The sequence below is a fragment of the Bacillus sp. GW823-FHT06B01 genome, assembly GCF_058952315.1.
Genome location: NZ_JBXAHR010000002.1, coordinates 912,819 through 928,975, shown reverse-complemented (window position 1 = coordinate 928,975; position 16,157 = coordinate 912,819). Strand labels below are relative to the sequence as shown.

Sequence of the window (16,157 nt, the reverse complement as noted above, 5' to 3'; positions counted from 1 at the left end):
GCTCTACACCTCCAAGCTTTTTTCTTGCGTGAGAGTAATGGTATAAAAAAAGTCCTCTCAGCGTGTGCGAGAGGACTTTTGAAAAAAGGGTACAGCATACCCTATGTATTTCAAACCGTTACCTTCTCAACCTCACGGGGCTGTGTTAAAGGATCATTATTTAACTGTTGTCAGTATCTCAGTTTTCTTATGATTTGTCAATACTATTTCCGTAAAATATTTAATGCGTCTTCAAACACTTCTGGAATCGGTGCCTCAAACTGAATATATTCACCAGTACGAGGATGGTCAAACCCTAAAATACCTGCGTGAAGTGCTTGTCCATTCATGTCTAATGTTTTCTTCGGACCATACTTCGGATCTCCTGCAAGTGGATAGCCAATATATTTCATATGAACACGAATTTGGTGCGTACGTCCCGTTTCTAAGCGACATTCTACAAGTGTAAAATCTTTAAAGCGTTCTAACACCTGGAAGTGTGTAACAGCATTCTTACCATTTTCATCAACTGTCATGCTTTGACGTTCTTTCTTATCGCGACCAATTGGCGCATCGATCGTTCCTTTATCATGCGGAATCACACCGTGTACAATCGCTTTGTAACGTCTTGTTACTGTTTTTGCTACAAGTTGATTTACAAGTGACTCATGCGCCACATCATTTTTAGCAACCATTAATAGTCCAGATGTATCTTTATCAATACGATGCACAATACCAGGACGCATTACACCGTTAATACCTGACAGGTCTGTACAATGGTGCATAAGTCCGTTTACAAGCGTACCGCTTGTATGCCCTGGAGCTGGATGTACAACCATACCACGTGGCTTATTTACAACGAGTACATCTGCATCTTCATAATAAATTTCTAAGCCCATATCTTCTGCTTGGATATCTAACTCTTCTGGATCAGGAATCGTTACTGTAATTTCATCGTTTTCTTTAACTTTATAATTCACTTTTACCGATTTTCCATTAACTGTAACGACATCATCTTTAATCCATTGTTGTACTTGTGAACGTGACCATTCACTGTTTATTTCTGCAACGAATTTATCAATTCGCTCACTTTTTTGTTCTTCTGCAACTGTTACTTGTACTACTTCACTCATTCAATTACTCCTTCGTTTTCTTGCCTTCTAATAATGTTTGAATAATAATTAATACAACACCAATACATAATGCTGAATCAGCTATATTGAATACTGGATAGTTGTACGAGAAAATATACACGTGAATGAAATCCACTACTTCTTGTCTAAATACACGATCAATGAAATTACCAATTGCTCCGCCTAATATTAGACCTAATGAAATCCCTAGAAGTTTGTCTGTTTTCGCATATTTTTGCATATAAATTACGATAAATACTACAAAAACGACTGTAATAATGTAGAAAAACCACATTTTATTTTCTAAAATCCCCCAGGCAGCTCCTCTATTTCGATGTGATGTTATGTATAATACATTATCGATAATCGGAATGCTCGTACCCAATTCCATGTTCTTTACAATTAGCCATTTCGATATTTGATCGATGGCAATGACAAATAACGCTATTACATAATATATCATTTTCATTTCCCCCACAAAGACAGTGTACCTCAAAATTTTAGCATAGCTGCAACCTTTTCACAATGAACCTTTATAGAAGAATAAAATAAATTAAAAAAAGGTAATATAATATCGTTGTGCGCATTCATACATTTACTTTTTCATAGAAAAATTCATGAATGGTACGGGCAGTCGGCATCGTCTTCATTTGTTTTACCGAAATTGCTCTCCCCGTTTCTTCACAAATACCATACATATCTATTTCCATTTTAAATAATGCACGTTCTACATCTTTTAAGTCCTCTTTTATATCATGTAATAGGAGTTTTTTCTTTATCTCTTCCTTAATTTCATATCCAAGCTCTTCGCTAAACTCTGTATCATATTTGTGCATGACCTCTTTAGCTAGCCTCTCTTGTAACTCTTTTCGCATCAATTGCAATTCTTCTTTGATTTCCATATACATTTCATTCACGTGTACATTCCTCCCAGCTGCAATGTACGATTAGTGTGTCCGAAATTTCTATGCTTACCTCACACACATTTTTCCTTCATAGGAAAGAGAGTGAAAGTTATTTTAATATATCATCAATAAAAAAACTGACTGTACTTACGCACAGTCAGTTTTTTTATTATTTTACATAGTTTTCTTTAACAACTGTTGCACAACGCTCACATAATGTTTCATGTTCAGCGTCTTTACCAATTGTTTCTGAAACTACCCAACAACGTTCACATGTTTCACCAGTTGCTTGAGCAACAACAACCGCTGTATGCTCATACTTCGGCGCATCTGCTGGCGCTTCTTCCATCATACCACCAAGTTTATACTCAGAAACGATGAATAATTGCTTTAAGTCTTCGCTAATAGACTCTAACATAGTTTTCATTTCTACAGTCGGATATAGCGTAATACTTGCATTTAATGACTTACCGATTACTTTCTCATTACGAGCTACTTCTAACGCTTTTAATACGTCATCACGCAGCGTCATAAATGCATCCCATTTTGTTTTTAATGCTTCCGCACCATCTAATTGTACAGCTTCTGGCATATTAGTTAATTGTACACTTTCTTCTGTTACACCCGGAATGTATGGCCATACTTCATCAGCTGTATGCGGTAAGATTGGTGTTACAAGTTTCGTCAATGCAACAAGAACATCATATAATACAGTTTGAATTGCACGACGATCTTCATGGTTTGCACCTTCAATGTATAAAATGTCTTTTGCAAAGTCTAAGTAGAATGAACTTAAATCAATTGTACAGAAGTTATGAATTGCATGATACACAGCAGCGAAGTCGTATGTTTTATATGCTTCTTTTACTTTTGTAATTAAGTCATTTAATTTCACTAACATATAACGATCTACTTCACGAAGTTCAGCTACAGCTACTGTATTTTCACTTGGCTTAAAGTCATCTAAGTTTCCTAATAAGAAACGGAATGTGTTACGGATTTTACGATACACTTCTGCTACTTGTTTTAAAATATCATCTGAAATACGTACATCAGATTGATAGTCAACAGAAGATACCCATAAGCGTAAAATATCTCCACCTAATTGATCCATAATTTTCTTCGGTACGACGATGTTTCCAATCGACTTACTCATTTTACGCCCTTCACCATCTAATACGAAACCATGGCTTAGTACGCCTTTATATGGAGCTTTACCTGTTACAGCAACTGCTGTTGATAATGAAGAGTTAAACCAACCACGATACTGGTCCGATCCTTCTAAATATAAATCAGCTGGACGTTGTAAGTCTTCGCGCTCTTCTAATACTGCTTGGTGAGAAGAACCTGAATCGAACCATACATCCATGATGTCTGTTTCTTTACGGAATTCACCATTTGGGCTACCTGTATGTGTAAATCCTTCTGGTAATAGATCTCTCGCTTCACGCTCAAACCATACGTTAGAACCGTGCTCACGGAATAAATCTGCTACATGGTTAATTGTTTCATCTGTAATAATTGGATCACCATTCTCTGCATAGAATACAGGGATTGGCACACCCCATGCACGCTGACGAGAAATACACCAGTCACCACGGTCACGAACCATATTATGAAGACGAGTTTCTCCCCATGCTGGTACCCATTTTGTTTCCGCAACAGCTTCCAATAATTCTTTACGGAACGCTTCAATAGATGCAAACCACTGTGCTGTCGCACGGAAAATAATTGGTTTTTTCGTTCTCCAATCATGTGGGTATGAATGCGTAATGAATGCTAGCTTCAGTAACGCGCCTACTTCTTCTAATTTTTCTGTAATTGGCTTGTTAGCTTTATCATAGAATAAGCCTTCAAATCCAGGTGCTTCATTTGTTAATACACCTTTATCATCAACTGGGCAAAGTACTTCTAATCCATACTTTTTACCAACAACGAAGTCATCTTCCCCGTGTCCTGGTGCTGTATGAACACAACCTGTACCTGCATCTGTTGTTACGTGATCTCCTAGCATAACTAATGAATCACGATCGTAGAATGGATGTTTTGCAACTGTATACTCAAGTTCGCTACCTTTTACCGTTTTCACAACTTCAGCATTTTCCCACTCTAACGTTTTTGCAACTGTCTCAAATAGTTCAGAAGCAATAATATATTTTTCATCATTTACTTTTACAATAGCGTATTCAAGTTCTGGGTGAACAGAAATACCTAAGTTTGCAGGTAACGTCCAAGGTGTTGTTGTCCAGATAATGAATTTCTCATCACCTTCTAATACGTTCTTTCCGTCTTTTACAGGGAATGCTACGTAAATAGATGCTGATTTTTTATCTTGGTATTCAATTTCAGCTTCTGCTAAAGCTGATTCACTCGTTGGAGACCAGTAAACTGGTTTCTGCCCTTTATAGATATAACCTTTTTTCGCCATATCACCGAACACTTTAATTTGTTGCGCTTCATAAGCCGGCTCTAAAGTAATATATGGGTTATCCCAATCTGCACGTACACCTAAACGCTTAAATTGTTCACGTTGACGTTCTACTTGTTCATATGCATACTCTGCACATAACTTACGGAACTCAGCAACTGTCATTTCTTTACGCTTTACACCTTTATTTGTTAAAGCTTGCTCAATTGGTAAACCGTGTGTATCCCAACCCGGTACATATGGTGCGCAGTAACCAGTCATTGATTTATAACGAACAATAAAGTCTTTTAACACTTTATTTAATGCATGTCCCATATGAATGTCACCATTCGCATATGGAGGTCCATCATGCAGTACAAATAAAGGACGACCTTTCGTATGTTCTTGTACCTTTTCATAAATATTCATTTCAGCCCACTGTTCTTGCATTGCAGGCTCACGTTTTGGTAAATTCCCACGCATTGGGAACTCTGTTTTTGGCATTAGTAATGTATTTTTGTACTCCATGCTCAATTCCTCCTTACATGTATAAAAGAAACACTTAAAAAACGGAATAAAAAAGAGACTTTCTCATCCCCAAAAGGGACGAGAAAGTCTCCCGCGGTACCACCCTAGTAGATCCTATACGTATGTATACAATCCTCTTTATATTCTTAACGCGAATATACGCCTACGCTTACTCTATTTGTTCAGCGCGGAACTCCAGGGTGATATTCCCATTATCTCCTTATCCTGAGCTTACACCATCCTCAGTTCGCTATATAAGGTATGAAAAAGGTACTTATCCCTATCTTCGTTTTTCTTAATAAATATGTTGTTTAAAATTATATGTAATAATGAGAAAAACGTCAAGCTTACACTGTTTCTTCTTTTTTCAACAGTTCATCTACTTCGTCTTCTAACTCAATTAGTTTATCCCAATCATCGTTGTTTAACATTTCAAGCTGTGTTTCTAATAACATACGGAAACGAGTGCGGAATACTTTCGCTTGTTTCTTTAGCTCTTCAATATCAAAGGCAACTTTTCTTGATTTTACTAACGCTTCGTTAATAATACGATCTGCATTCTTTTCAGCTTCACGTACGATTAATTTTGCTTCTTTTTGCGCATTACGTTTTACTTCTTCCGCTGCTTCTTGTGCAACGATGATAGATTTGTTTAACGTATCTTCAATATTAGAGAAATGATCTAACTTCCCTTCTAATTGCGCAACTTTTTCTTCTAAAGCTTTTTTCTCACGAATGACTAATTCATAATCTTTGATAATTTGATCAAGAAACTCATTTACTTGATCTTCATCATAGCCACGGAATCCGCGACCAAATTCTTTGTTATGAATATCTAATGGTGTTAACGGCACAACGCCACCTCCAAGTAGTTATCTAAATTTCCTATTTCAATTATATCTTTTCTTCGACAAAATAGGAGGATTTCCTTCTAAAAAACCAATCATTTTAGTATACCATACAAAATTCTCCATTTGTCGCGCTTTGTTCTACCTTCTACAGAAAACAATTTACTTCGTCCATATCCTCTCACTGAAAAAACATCTCCTGGATAACATTCATAAGAAGTTTGCTCCACTGTTTTCCAATTAACTTTTACTAAACCATTTTTTATGAAAGGTTGTACTTTTTGTCTGGATATATGTAACATTTCAGCTAACATAACATCTAAACGAAGTGAAGAAACCGTTCCAGATTTCTCTCCCCACGTTTCTTGCATCTGTAGAATTTTTTCTCCTTGTACTGGTGATAAGGAGACTTTCACTTTCCCTATAGATTGTAAGTTCATCTCAATATAAGATACAACTTCTTTCGCGACTACAATTTGGGCACGATCTTCTTGAAGCAAAATATCACCACATTTTTCTCTCGTTAAACCAAGAGACATAAATGTACCTAATATTTGCCTATGTTCTAGCGTATAAAACTTGGAAGGATAGTCAATTTCCAATACTTCTACTTGAAATTCCTCTTCATTCACTACTAGATAGTCCGGATAAATGAGTGCTCTCTTACGCTCTGCATGAGGCGTTGCACCATCAAACTGTACAGCAACATCCCCTTGTCCTATTACCATAGTGACAATTTGTTGTTGTCTTGGATCAAGGAAGTCTGTTAACTTCACTTGATGGTACTCCGCTGCTCGCTTCCACTCTAACACCTTATCCACAAAGACCTCTTCATCGGGTCTGAAATGTTCATAGATGCTCATGTATTTAACCTCTTACTATAAGAAATAGTTGAATATACTTATTAAACCATTCGTAGCAAGCTTTAACGTGAAAATCGCAACGAGTGGAGAGATATCAATCATACCAAGCGGCGGAATAAATCTGCGAAATGGTTCTAAATACGGTTCACAAATACGCGCAAGAATTTCTCCAAAAGTTGATTCCTTTGCACCAGGGAACCATGATAGAAGAATGTAAATAATAAGTGCCCACGAGTAGATCTCGATAGCAGTAATTAAAACGTTTAAAACTGTTACCATGGCGTATTACCACCTCTTTATATTTGTGTCTTCTTCTTCACCGAATAACTCTGAAATTGCACCAACAATATCTACATTTTCAGGGGTACACATAAATGTTTTCGGTCCTATTTTTTGAATGTCCCCGCCTATAGCGTATACAGTACCACTTAAAAAGTCAACGATACGTACAGCTTGATCAGTAGACATTCGTTGTAAATTAATCACAACAGCTCGTCTACCTTTTAAATGGTCCGAAATCCCTTGTGCTTCCGAATATGTGCGTGGTTCTAATAAAACAACTTTTGAAGATTGCTTTGCCGTTTCAATGCTCACAACATTTTGTTTCGGTTGCGCTTTTGGAAACGCAACATCTTGTTGTTCTGGTGGATCTTGCTGCTTCTTCATGTCTGTTTGCTCCTTTTCATAACTATATTGAGCTGCTTCTTTTTCTTCCGGTGTATCAAAAAAGAAGTATTTTACTTTTGACCAACTCATAATAAGATTCTCCTTCCTTTTACGCTTTTCCTACTAAAATCGTCCCCAAACGAATATATGTAGCACCTTCTTCAATTGCAATCGTGTAATCATTAGACATTCCCATTGATAATTCTTTACATGGCGCATGTAATAATTCTAGCTCCTGCACCTCTGTTTGTAGCATACACAACTCCTTAAAACAGCGTCTGATTTCTTCCTCTTCTTCTGTAAACGGAGCCATTGTCATTAGTCCCACCACTTCAATCTTATCCAATTCTTGCAAACTTTGAATAAAAGAAACGGTTTCTTCTATTGCCAATCCTTGCTTTGATTCTTCAGATGATGTTTTCACTTGAATAAAACATTTCACTTTCTTATCAGCACGTTTTTGAATTTCTTTTGCAAGTGAAAGACGATCTAACGAATGTAAATAATCAATTTCATTAATGATTTCTTTTACTTTTCTCGTTTGTAATGATCCAATAAAATGCCAATTCACTTTTGAACCGAAATGTTCGTACTTCTGTAAGAAACTTTCATTTCTATTTTCACCTAAATCGATAATTCCAGCTTCAATTACTTCGTTTGTTTTTTCAATTCCTACCGTTTTTGTAACCGCAACGAGTTTAATATCTTGCAACGAACGTCCCGCTCGTACGCAAGATTGTTTAATTGCTTCATTTACAGTTGTTAAATTTTTTTGTACTGTCACTTGCTTTCTTCCTCCTTAAAACCTATGAAACTCAACATTCTTCCTGTCTTACCTTGATCACGACGATGAGAGAAAAATAGTTGTTCTTCACAGCTTGTACAAAGAGATGACATTACAATATTCTCTTCTTTTATGCCTGATTGTACACATAATATACGATTAATTTCTTTTAAATTAATTGCGTACTGCCCATCAGAAATTTTTTTATAAGGGACAGAGCCGTTTACTACTTGTTCTGCTGCTGTTAACACTCGATCATCAACAACGTAACAACAAGATCCAATTGCTGGTCCAATTGCAACATGAATTTCATCACTTGAAATCCCTTCTGCATTCCATTTTTGAATCATTTCCTTTGCAATCTCTTTTACAGTCCCTTTCCATCCAGCATGCGCAAGTCCTATCATACCATGTGATGGTGCATAAAAATAGAGTGGAACACAATCCGCGTAACATGATGTTAGAAGAACATCATTATTAGTCGTATAAATGCCATCTGTTTTTGAAATGCCGTCTTCATATGAATAGACGCCACTTCCTTTTTCCTGTTGTCCTACTTTTTCAACATGATGATCATGAACTTGTTCAGAGCAAATCCAGTTTTCTAATGGTTTTTGTAACTTATTTGCTAAAATGCGTCTGTTTTCATGAACGTTCTCCACGATATCATTCACATGTAATCCTAAATTCATCGCATGAAAGGAGCCCGTACTTACCCCACCATCTTTTGTCGTAAATCCAGCAGTAATGTTTCCAAGTTCTTTCCACGCTTGTAAATACAGTATACCGTCCACATATTTAAATGGTTGTCTCATAAAGTGACTCCTTTTAATTAAAATAACATAAAAAAGCATGGTACTTCCTGTCTATTTTACCATACTTTTATTTTTTCATAATGCCAACAGAAAAAAAAGAGGAATTTGTAATATTCTTTATGAAATTGTCGGTGTTTGTATTGATTCTGTTACAGAATTAACAGGATTTACTCTAACAAGTATGACATCTTCCCCAATTTTCATAATTTCCTCCCAAGGAATTACAATTTCTACATCCTTCCCAAAGATCCCTAACATACGTGCCTGTTTGGAAATAATAATAGACCCGATCTTCCCTGTGTTCATATCAATTTCAATATCTCCAATATTCCCAAGCCTTTTTCCATCTGAAACATTTATTATCTCTTTCATCTGCAACTCCGAAATTTTTATCATTTTCATCCTCTCCCTTATATATGACGAATTGAAAAAACACTGTTTCTCAAATTAACAGGAAGCACCCTCTACTAATCCCATATTATTTTCATTATATGAGCACAACTTCCCTACTATGAGCGAAGACAAACTATATTACATATAAAAAGGTTTCACCATAAATGGTGAAACCTTATCCTTGAATCGTCTTATTCATTTGTTTAATAGCTGATTTCTCTAAACGTGACACTTGTGCTTGAGAAATCCCAATTTCTTCTGCAACTTCCATTTGTGTCTTTCCTTGAAAGAAACGTTTTCGAATAATCATTTTCTCACGATCATTTAAACGCTTCATCCCTTCTTTCAGTGCTAGCTCTTCAACCCACTGCTCGTCCTTTTGTTTTTCATCACTTAACTGATCCATAACAAAGATAGGATCTCCCCCATCGTTATAAATCGGTTCAAATAATGAAACTGGATCTTGAATCGCATCTAATGCAAAAACAATTTCTTCATGAGTCACTTCAAGCACTTTTGCAATATCCATTGCTGTTGGTTCTTTTGAATTTTCTGCAATCAATTTCTCTCTTACTTGTAACGCTTTATACGCAATATCTCTTAATGATCGAGATACGCGAATCGGATTATTATCACGCAAATATCTGCGTATTTCCCCAATAATCATCGGCACAGCATACGTTGAAAATTTTACATTTTGGCCTAAATCAAAGTTATCAATGGATTTCATAAGTCCGATGCAACCAACTTGAAATAAATCGTCAACATATTCTCCTCTGTTATTAAATCTTTGGATGACGCTCAGTACAAGACGTAAGTTTCCATTCACTAATTTCTCTCTTGCGCTTATCTCTCCACTTTGCATTTCACGAAATAATTTACGCATTTCATCATTTTTTAGTACGGGAAGTTTAGCTGTATCAACACCGCAAATTTCTACTTTGTTTCTCGTCAAAGTGTTCCCTCCTATCGGGAGTTGCTGTACAGTGTAAAGTATTTCCTTTGAAGGGGATTTTATGCATGCGGTTTTCTCTTCATTTTTCATTTTCGTTGTCTCTTCTCCTACAACGAAAGAGAATAAGACCAGCCTAGATAACGGCTGGTCTTATTCTTTACACCATTTTATTAAATTCTTTTCGTAATCTTTTTATGATTCTTTTTTCTAAACGCGAAATGTATGACTGTGAAATCCCAAGCATATCCGCCACATCTTTTTGCGTCTTTTCCTCTTCTCCAGCAAGCCCAAACCGAAGTTCCATAATTTGTTTTTCACGATCATTTAATTGATGCAATGCTTTCATTAGAAGATGACGATCTACAGTAGCTTCTAAATCTTTTGTAATAATATCATCATCTGTACCTAATACATCTGATAACAAAAGTTCATTCCCATCCCAATCGATGTTAAGCGGTTCGTCAAAAGAAACTTCTGAACGATTTTTATTATTCCGACGCAAATGCATTAAAATTTCATTTTCTATACAACGTGAGGCATATGTCGCTAATTTTATTTTCTTTTCCGGATTAAATGTATTCACTGCTTTAATAAGGCCAATTGTTCCTATACTAATCAAGTCTTCAATATTTATCCCTGTATTTTCAAACTTTCTTGCTATATATACAACTAACCGTAAGTTGCGTTCAATCAGTAACGATCTTGCTGCCTGATCTCCTTTTGGCAATTTATTCAAAAGAACTTCCTCTTCTTCTTTCGTTAACGGTGGTGGCAACGCTTCACTTCCACCAATATAATAAATTTCATCGGTCTTAATTCCTAATTTCAACAATACTTTATACCAAAGGTATACTAAATAAAATTTTAATTTCATCATATTATCCCGCCTCCCATTATTAAGCAATTACCATTTTTTGAGAAATTAACATTTTCGGATGCACAATACATTGATACTCTCCATTGGTTGACAACTGTTGTGTATTTATTCCAATCAATACTTTGCTGACTACAATAGAACTACCTTCATGATAAATTTGCACACTGTCTGGCTTAATTGCCCATAAAAATTGATTCTCTACTCCTACTGCTCTGAAAGGAATTAAGCGTAATTTTGTCGCCCAGCCAGAATCATTTTCTGGTATTTGAGGAATCTCTGTTTTGGAATAAATTTGTTCTGTTAACCAAGCTGGCAAGCAATGCTCTAATGATGAAATATGCATAATCATAACGGGTGTTTTTGTTAACGGGTCGTAAAGTTGGTTCCCACTATCAATTAAACCTGCGAGTTCTAGTTCCTCTTCAGCTAATTGAATTTTCAATTTCACAATTTGGTCATAGTGTATTTTTGTAACCTCTACGCTTTCAATACGCTTTTTAGAAAAATAATAAATTACTGGAAAACCAAAAACAACAAACAACCAGCTAATTGGATCACCGTAAGAAATTGATTGAGATTGAACCAATCCATTTACCATTTCATTCGTTTGCAAAAAGAAATGAGTCCCAATTAACCCTCCGCCAACCATAAAGGTTACAAAGTAAAAAGTAAAAACAGTTTGTGCATAGTTTCTAAACGTTGTAAACCCAAATGCTGTATACACAATAAGTAACGAGTACAGTAGTTTCATAATTGGATGTGTCATCATAGAAGCAAAAGGAGTAAAGGCAAAAATAACAATGGTTGAACCTATAAATGCCCCTAACACAAGCCTCCATCTTTTGATCTTCTTTTTTAACACGGTTGCTGTTAATAAAAGTAAAAGAAAATCAATGCAGGCGTTTAACAACCAAACAACGTCGGCGTAAACAACCAAACAATTCACCTCTTTTTTTAAGTTGAGACTAGTATAATGCATATCCAATAGGAAAGTGTGTCAATTTGCGGAGGTGTTTTTTTGTTATTTTGTGCTTTCTAGACAAAATCTGTCGGTAAAAAATAAAAGTATATGTTTCATAGAATACTATATCTTTTTACTTATATATTAAGTGAAACTTTAATCACCCCGCACCAATCAGGCGCCCAGCAAATAGCGGGATAAATCGAAATATATAAAATAAAAAAAGACCTGCTTAGCAGATCTTTTCCCTGTATAAAACAAAAAAGGAGCATAAAAGCCCCTTTTCTTTTATCGTCTACGACGGTTACGTAAGAATGCTGGAATATCGATGTCATCTGAATCTGTATGACGCTCATGCACAACCGGCTCTTCACGTTTCATTTCACGCTTAACTTCACGTTGTTTTGAAGGTTGAGCTACTTGCTGTTGCTGTTGTTGCGTGTGATTCGCAGTCGGACGGATAATTGGTTTTGGTGGCTGCGTCGAAGCACTATCATCAAAACCAGTTGCAATTACAGTTACAACGATATCATCTTTTAATCCTTCATTAATAACAGAACCGAAGATCATATTTACTTCTGGATCTGAAGCTGAAGCTACAATGTCTGCCGCTTCTTGTACTTCATATAAGCTTAAGTTAGCTCCACCCGTAATGTTCATGATAACACCTTGAGCTCCATCAATAGATGTTTCTAATAATGGACTAGAAATCGCTTTTTTCGCAGCTTCAGCAGCACGATTTTCTCCATTACCAGAACCAATACCCATTAAAGCAGAACCTCTATTAGACATAATTGTCTTTACGTCTGCGAAGTCTAAGTTAATTAAACCTGGTGTTGCAATTAAATCAGAAATACCTTGAACACCTTGACGTAATACGTTATCTGCTTCACGGAATGCTTCTAACATCGGCGTATTTTTATCAACAATCTCTAATAAGCGATCGTTTGGAATTACAATAAGTGTATCTACATTTTCTTTAAATGCCGCAATACCAGATGCTGCTTGCGTTGCACGTTTACGTCCTTCAAATGTAAATGGACGTGTCACAACACCAACTGTTAATGCACCTAATTCTTTTGCAACTTGAGCAACAACTGGAGCTGCACCAGTTCCAGTTCCGCCGCCCATACCAGCAGTTACGAAGACCATATCCGCACCACGAAGTGCTTCTTGGATCTGTTCTTTACTTTCTTCTGCAGCTTTTTTCCCTACTTCAGGGTTTGCACCTGCACCAAGTCCACGTGTTAATTTTCCACCAATTTGCATTTTTGTTTCAGCTTTTGATAGATTTAATGCTTGTGCATCAGTATTCACAGCGATAAAGTCTACACCTTGTACACCGTGTTCGATCATACGGTTTACAGCATTGTTTCCGCCACCGCCGACACCGATAACTTTTATATTCGCTAATTGATCTTGAGTAGTATCAAACTCTAACATGTCGAAATCCCCCTAGAACCTCATTTTTCGTGTCCAATTTTAATCCCATAAATAACGGAATACACGTTTTACTTTTGACATCATACGTTCATCATTTTGATTATTATTGTTTTGATTACGAGTTTTTTGTTTCGCAGGTTGCTGTTGTACCGGCGTTGGTGCTGGTGCTGGTACTGGTTCAAAATGTTCTTGCTTTTCCTGCACATTTTTTCCACGTAATTTAGCTTTTTGATAAGAATGTTTAATTAATCCTACTCCACTTGTATATTGTGGCTCACGCACACCAATATAATCAGGAGTCGCTATACGAACATTTTCATGTAAAATATCATATGCAAGATCAAGAACACCCGGCATAGAAGCAATTCCACCAGTTAGTACATAGCCAGAAGCTACTTGCTTTACTCCTAACTTACGCACTTCATCTTGAACAAACATTAAAATTTCTTCTACACGAGCCTCTATTATATCCGATAATTCCAACTGAGAATATTGTTCTGTTTGATCGCTTCCCATAATAGGAACCGTAAACATCTCTTCTTCAGATGCTGTATCATAAAAAGCATGTCCATATTTCAACTTTATTTGATCTGCATTGTCTGTTGAAGTTTTCAACCCAATCGCAATATCCTTCGTTATATGGTCTCCACCTAACGGTAATACGCTCGTCGCTTGTAACTCTCCATCTTTAAAAATAGATAAAGTTGTAGATCCTCCCCCCATATCAACAAGGGCCACTCCTCTATTTTTTTCATCTGAAGATATAGCAACTGTTGCAGCCGCTAAAGGCTGAAGACAAATATCAACTATTTCAAGACCTGCTTTTTCTACACAACGAAGTAGGTTATGTAGTAAAGTTCTCGAGCCTGTTATAAGTGTACCTTCCATTTCTAATCTTACACCGATCATCCCGCGTGGATCGTTAATCTCGTCAAGACCGTCTACGATGAACTGTCGAGGTACCACATCAATAAACTCACGCTCTGGAGCAATTGACACAACTTGTGCTGCATCTAGAACGCGTAAGACATCTTCATTCCCGATTTCACGATCTTCATTTGAAACAGCGACTACTCCGTGACAAGGAAGTAGCTGTACCTGGTTTGCATTGACACCTACTACAACTTGCTCAATGTGGATTCCCACCATGCGCTCAGCTTGTTCAATTGCTTTTTTAATTGATCGAACAGTCTCGTCTATATCAACTATCGATCCCTTCTTTAAACCATTTGATTTTACATTTCCAACACCAATAATGTTTAAGCTGTCATTAACCATTTCACCAATGATGACTTTAACATTGGATGTACCGATGTCAAGACTAACATATATTTCATTGCTGTTCATTCTTTGGCACCTCCTTCTTTATTTATACCATACAACTCAATATATGGAACAACAATCGCAACTTTACTATTTATAAGAAAAATATTCAACGTCTTTATACGTTTCCCTTTTTTAACCCTATATTTTTCTTATTTTTATTTAACATTCATTTAAGAATATCGCAGTAAACTTTGAATAACTGCTTATCTTGAAATAATTCTATTTCAAGTGTAAAGATTACCGCCAAGTATAAGTCTACACTAAGATGTACTCATAGAAAAGTGAAACTTGTACCAATCCTAGTATGAATCTAAGAATTTTTACATCTTTTTCATCAAATGAACCATTCTTGTAAATTCAGATGCATTCAATAGAACATTCGTTTCGTTTTTTCTACAGGAACGTAGTAAAAACTATCGTTCTATTCTTTTTTTTCTTCCGCTCCTAATTCTTTCGTATATGCCCCTACTTCTAAATCAATTAATACCTTTTTACCCGGCTCAATTGTTTTTAAGATAAGCGGATAAGCTTCCATACGCTTTGCGAAATTTTGAATCGTAGTGCTCACTTCGTACCCTTCGTTCATATATAAAGTAAGATGATCTTCATTCGCATTCGTCGGTGAATAACGAATTTCAGAAATAGACCTTAAAATAGTTGGTGTTAATTTTTCAAGCTCAGCAATTAACTCCTTCATTTTTTCCTCTTTAAAAGGTTCAAAAATTGGTGCTGCAACAGGAAGTTTTCCGTTCGGAAGTACATCAAGTGTTTTCCCGTTCTCTAGTAACGGTTGTAATTTCCCATCTTTGTTTATATAACCAATCGTTAAATATTCTTCAATATGAACATCAATTTTATTTGGAAAACGTTTTTTTACATTTACTGCTTTAATTTCTTTTCGTTTCGTTAGGTTTTCTTCTGCTTTATGTGCCGTCACTCGGAAATAACTTGTATCATACGTCACACCTGATTCCTTCATCACTTGTTCATCTGTCATATAATGATTTCCAAACACACTTATCTTTTTGATATTGCTTAGCGGAGACCGAAAATAAATTAAAAAGAGCACTAATAAAAATAAAATTGATATGTATAAAATCAACCGATGATTAACATTTTTCTTGTTTTTCTTCTGTTGATTTTTTAACTTTGGTACACGATCCTGTAGTTTAATCACTTTACTATTTTTCATGTACGATCCCCCTACGTAACATAAAAAACGGCATGTTCCTCATGCCGTTCTTATCTTCTTATTATAACATAAATGATAATGA

17 protein-coding genes and 1 other annotated feature are annotated in these 16,157 nt (G+C 36.0%); all 17 genes read right to left on the bottom strand.

Features of this window, described 5'->3' with window-relative positions; genetic code table 11:
• Positions 1–203: 203 nt before the first annotated feature.
• Complete coding sequence (locus AC1Q8N_RS12000) at positions 204–1,112, bottom strand: RluA family pseudouridine synthase (RefSeq protein WP_000005846.1); 909 nt, start codon at positions 1,110–1,112, stop codon at positions 204–206.
• 4 nt (positions 1,113–1,116) lie between these two features.
• Complete coding sequence (gene lspA, locus AC1Q8N_RS11995; protein WP_000642186.1) at positions 1,117–1,575, bottom strand: lipoprotein signal peptidase LspA; 459 nt, start codon at positions 1,573–1,575, stop codon at positions 1,117–1,119.
• A gap of 124 nt (positions 1,576–1,699) precedes the next feature.
• Positions 1,700–2,029 (bottom strand): TraR/DksA C4-type zinc finger protein, encoded by a 330-nt coding sequence (locus tag AC1Q8N_RS11990; RefSeq protein WP_001004658.1) that lies wholly within the window; start codon positions 2,027–2,029, stop codon positions 1,700–1,702.
• A 157-nt stretch (positions 2,030–2,186) separates the two neighbouring features.
• The gene (ileS2, locus tag AC1Q8N_RS11985) at positions 2,187–4,952 is read right to left on the bottom strand and encodes an isoleucine--tRNA ligase (protein ID WP_098079052.1); all 2,766 of its coding nucleotides are present in this window, start codon (positions 4,950–4,952) and stop codon (positions 2,187–2,189) included.
• A gap of 71 nt (positions 4,953–5,023) precedes the next feature.
• Positions 5,024–5,248: a binding site (T-box leader), on the bottom strand.
• A gap of 51 nt (positions 5,249–5,299) precedes the next feature.
• Positions 5,300–5,806, bottom strand: a complete 507-nt coding sequence (gene divIVA, locus AC1Q8N_RS11980; RefSeq protein WP_001131609.1) for a septum site-determining protein DivIVA — start codon at positions 5,804–5,806, stop codon at positions 5,300–5,302.
• Between the two features lie 89 nt (positions 5,807–5,895).
• Entirely contained in the window at positions 5,896–6,663 is a 768-nt protein-coding gene (locus AC1Q8N_RS11975) for a YlmH family RNA-binding protein (protein ID WP_000029706.1), read from the bottom strand.
• 15 nt (positions 6,664–6,678) lie between these two features.
• Entirely contained in the window at positions 6,679–6,942 is a 264-nt protein-coding gene (locus AC1Q8N_RS11970) for a YggT family protein (protein WP_000259082.1), read from the bottom strand.
• A gap of 6 nt (positions 6,943–6,948) precedes the next feature.
• A complete protein-coding gene (locus tag AC1Q8N_RS11965) occupies positions 6,949–7,419 on the bottom strand; it encodes a cell division protein SepF (RefSeq protein WP_000119131.1) in 471 nt (156 codons plus the stop codon).
• A gap of 19 nt (positions 7,420–7,438) precedes the next feature.
• Entirely contained in the window at positions 7,439–8,113 is a 675-nt protein-coding gene (locus AC1Q8N_RS11960; RefSeq protein WP_000218035.1) for a YggS family pyridoxal phosphate-dependent enzyme, read from the bottom strand.
• Complete coding sequence (gene pgeF / locus AC1Q8N_RS11955; protein ID WP_046956465.1) at positions 8,110–8,928, bottom strand: peptidoglycan editing factor PgeF; 819 nt, start codon at positions 8,926–8,928, stop codon at positions 8,110–8,112. Before pgeF ends, AC1Q8N_RS11960 begins: the two co-directional genes overlap by 4 nt.
• Positions 8,929–9,045: 117 nt before the next feature.
• On the bottom strand, positions 9,046–9,324 hold the full coding sequence (locus AC1Q8N_RS11950) for a YlmC/YmxH family sporulation protein (protein ID WP_048546082.1): 279 nt from the start codon (positions 9,322–9,324) through the stop codon (positions 9,046–9,048).
• Positions 9,325–9,496: 172 nt separating this feature from the next.
• A complete protein-coding gene (gene sigG, locus AC1Q8N_RS11945; protein ID WP_000197753.1) occupies positions 9,497–10,276 on the bottom strand; it encodes an RNA polymerase sporulation sigma factor SigG in 780 nt (259 codons plus the stop codon).
• Positions 10,277–10,433: 157 nt separating this feature from the next.
• Positions 10,434–11,153: an RNA polymerase sporulation sigma factor SigE gene (sigE, locus tag AC1Q8N_RS11940; protein WP_000976947.1), complete on the bottom strand. Its 720-nt coding sequence runs from the start codon at positions 11,151–11,153 to the stop codon at positions 10,434–10,436.
• Positions 11,154–11,172: 19 nt separating this feature from the next.
• The gene (spoIIGA, locus tag AC1Q8N_RS11935) at positions 11,173–12,090 is read right to left on the bottom strand and encodes a sigma-E processing peptidase SpoIIGA (RefSeq protein ID WP_048546085.1); all 918 of its coding nucleotides are present in this window, start codon (positions 12,088–12,090) and stop codon (positions 11,173–11,175) included.
• A gap of 312 nt (positions 12,091–12,402) precedes the next feature.
• Positions 12,403–13,557 carry a cell division protein FtsZ gene (gene ftsZ, locus AC1Q8N_RS11930; protein ID WP_000888983.1) on the bottom strand — a complete coding sequence of 385 codons (1,155 nt, stop codon included), beginning with the start codon at positions 13,555–13,557 and terminating at the stop codon, positions 12,403–12,405.
• Between the two features lie 39 nt (positions 13,558–13,596).
• Complete coding sequence (gene ftsA, locus AC1Q8N_RS11925; protein WP_048546087.1) at positions 13,597–14,904, bottom strand: cell division protein FtsA; 1,308 nt, start codon at positions 14,902–14,904, stop codon at positions 13,597–13,599.
• A 400-nt stretch (positions 14,905–15,304) separates the two neighbouring features.
• Positions 15,305–16,075 carry a cell division protein DivIB gene (gene divIB / locus AC1Q8N_RS11920; RefSeq protein ID WP_000798232.1) on the bottom strand — a complete coding sequence of 257 codons (771 nt, stop codon included), beginning with the start codon at positions 16,073–16,075 and terminating at the stop codon, positions 15,305–15,307.
• Positions 16,076–16,157: the final 82 nt, after the last annotated feature.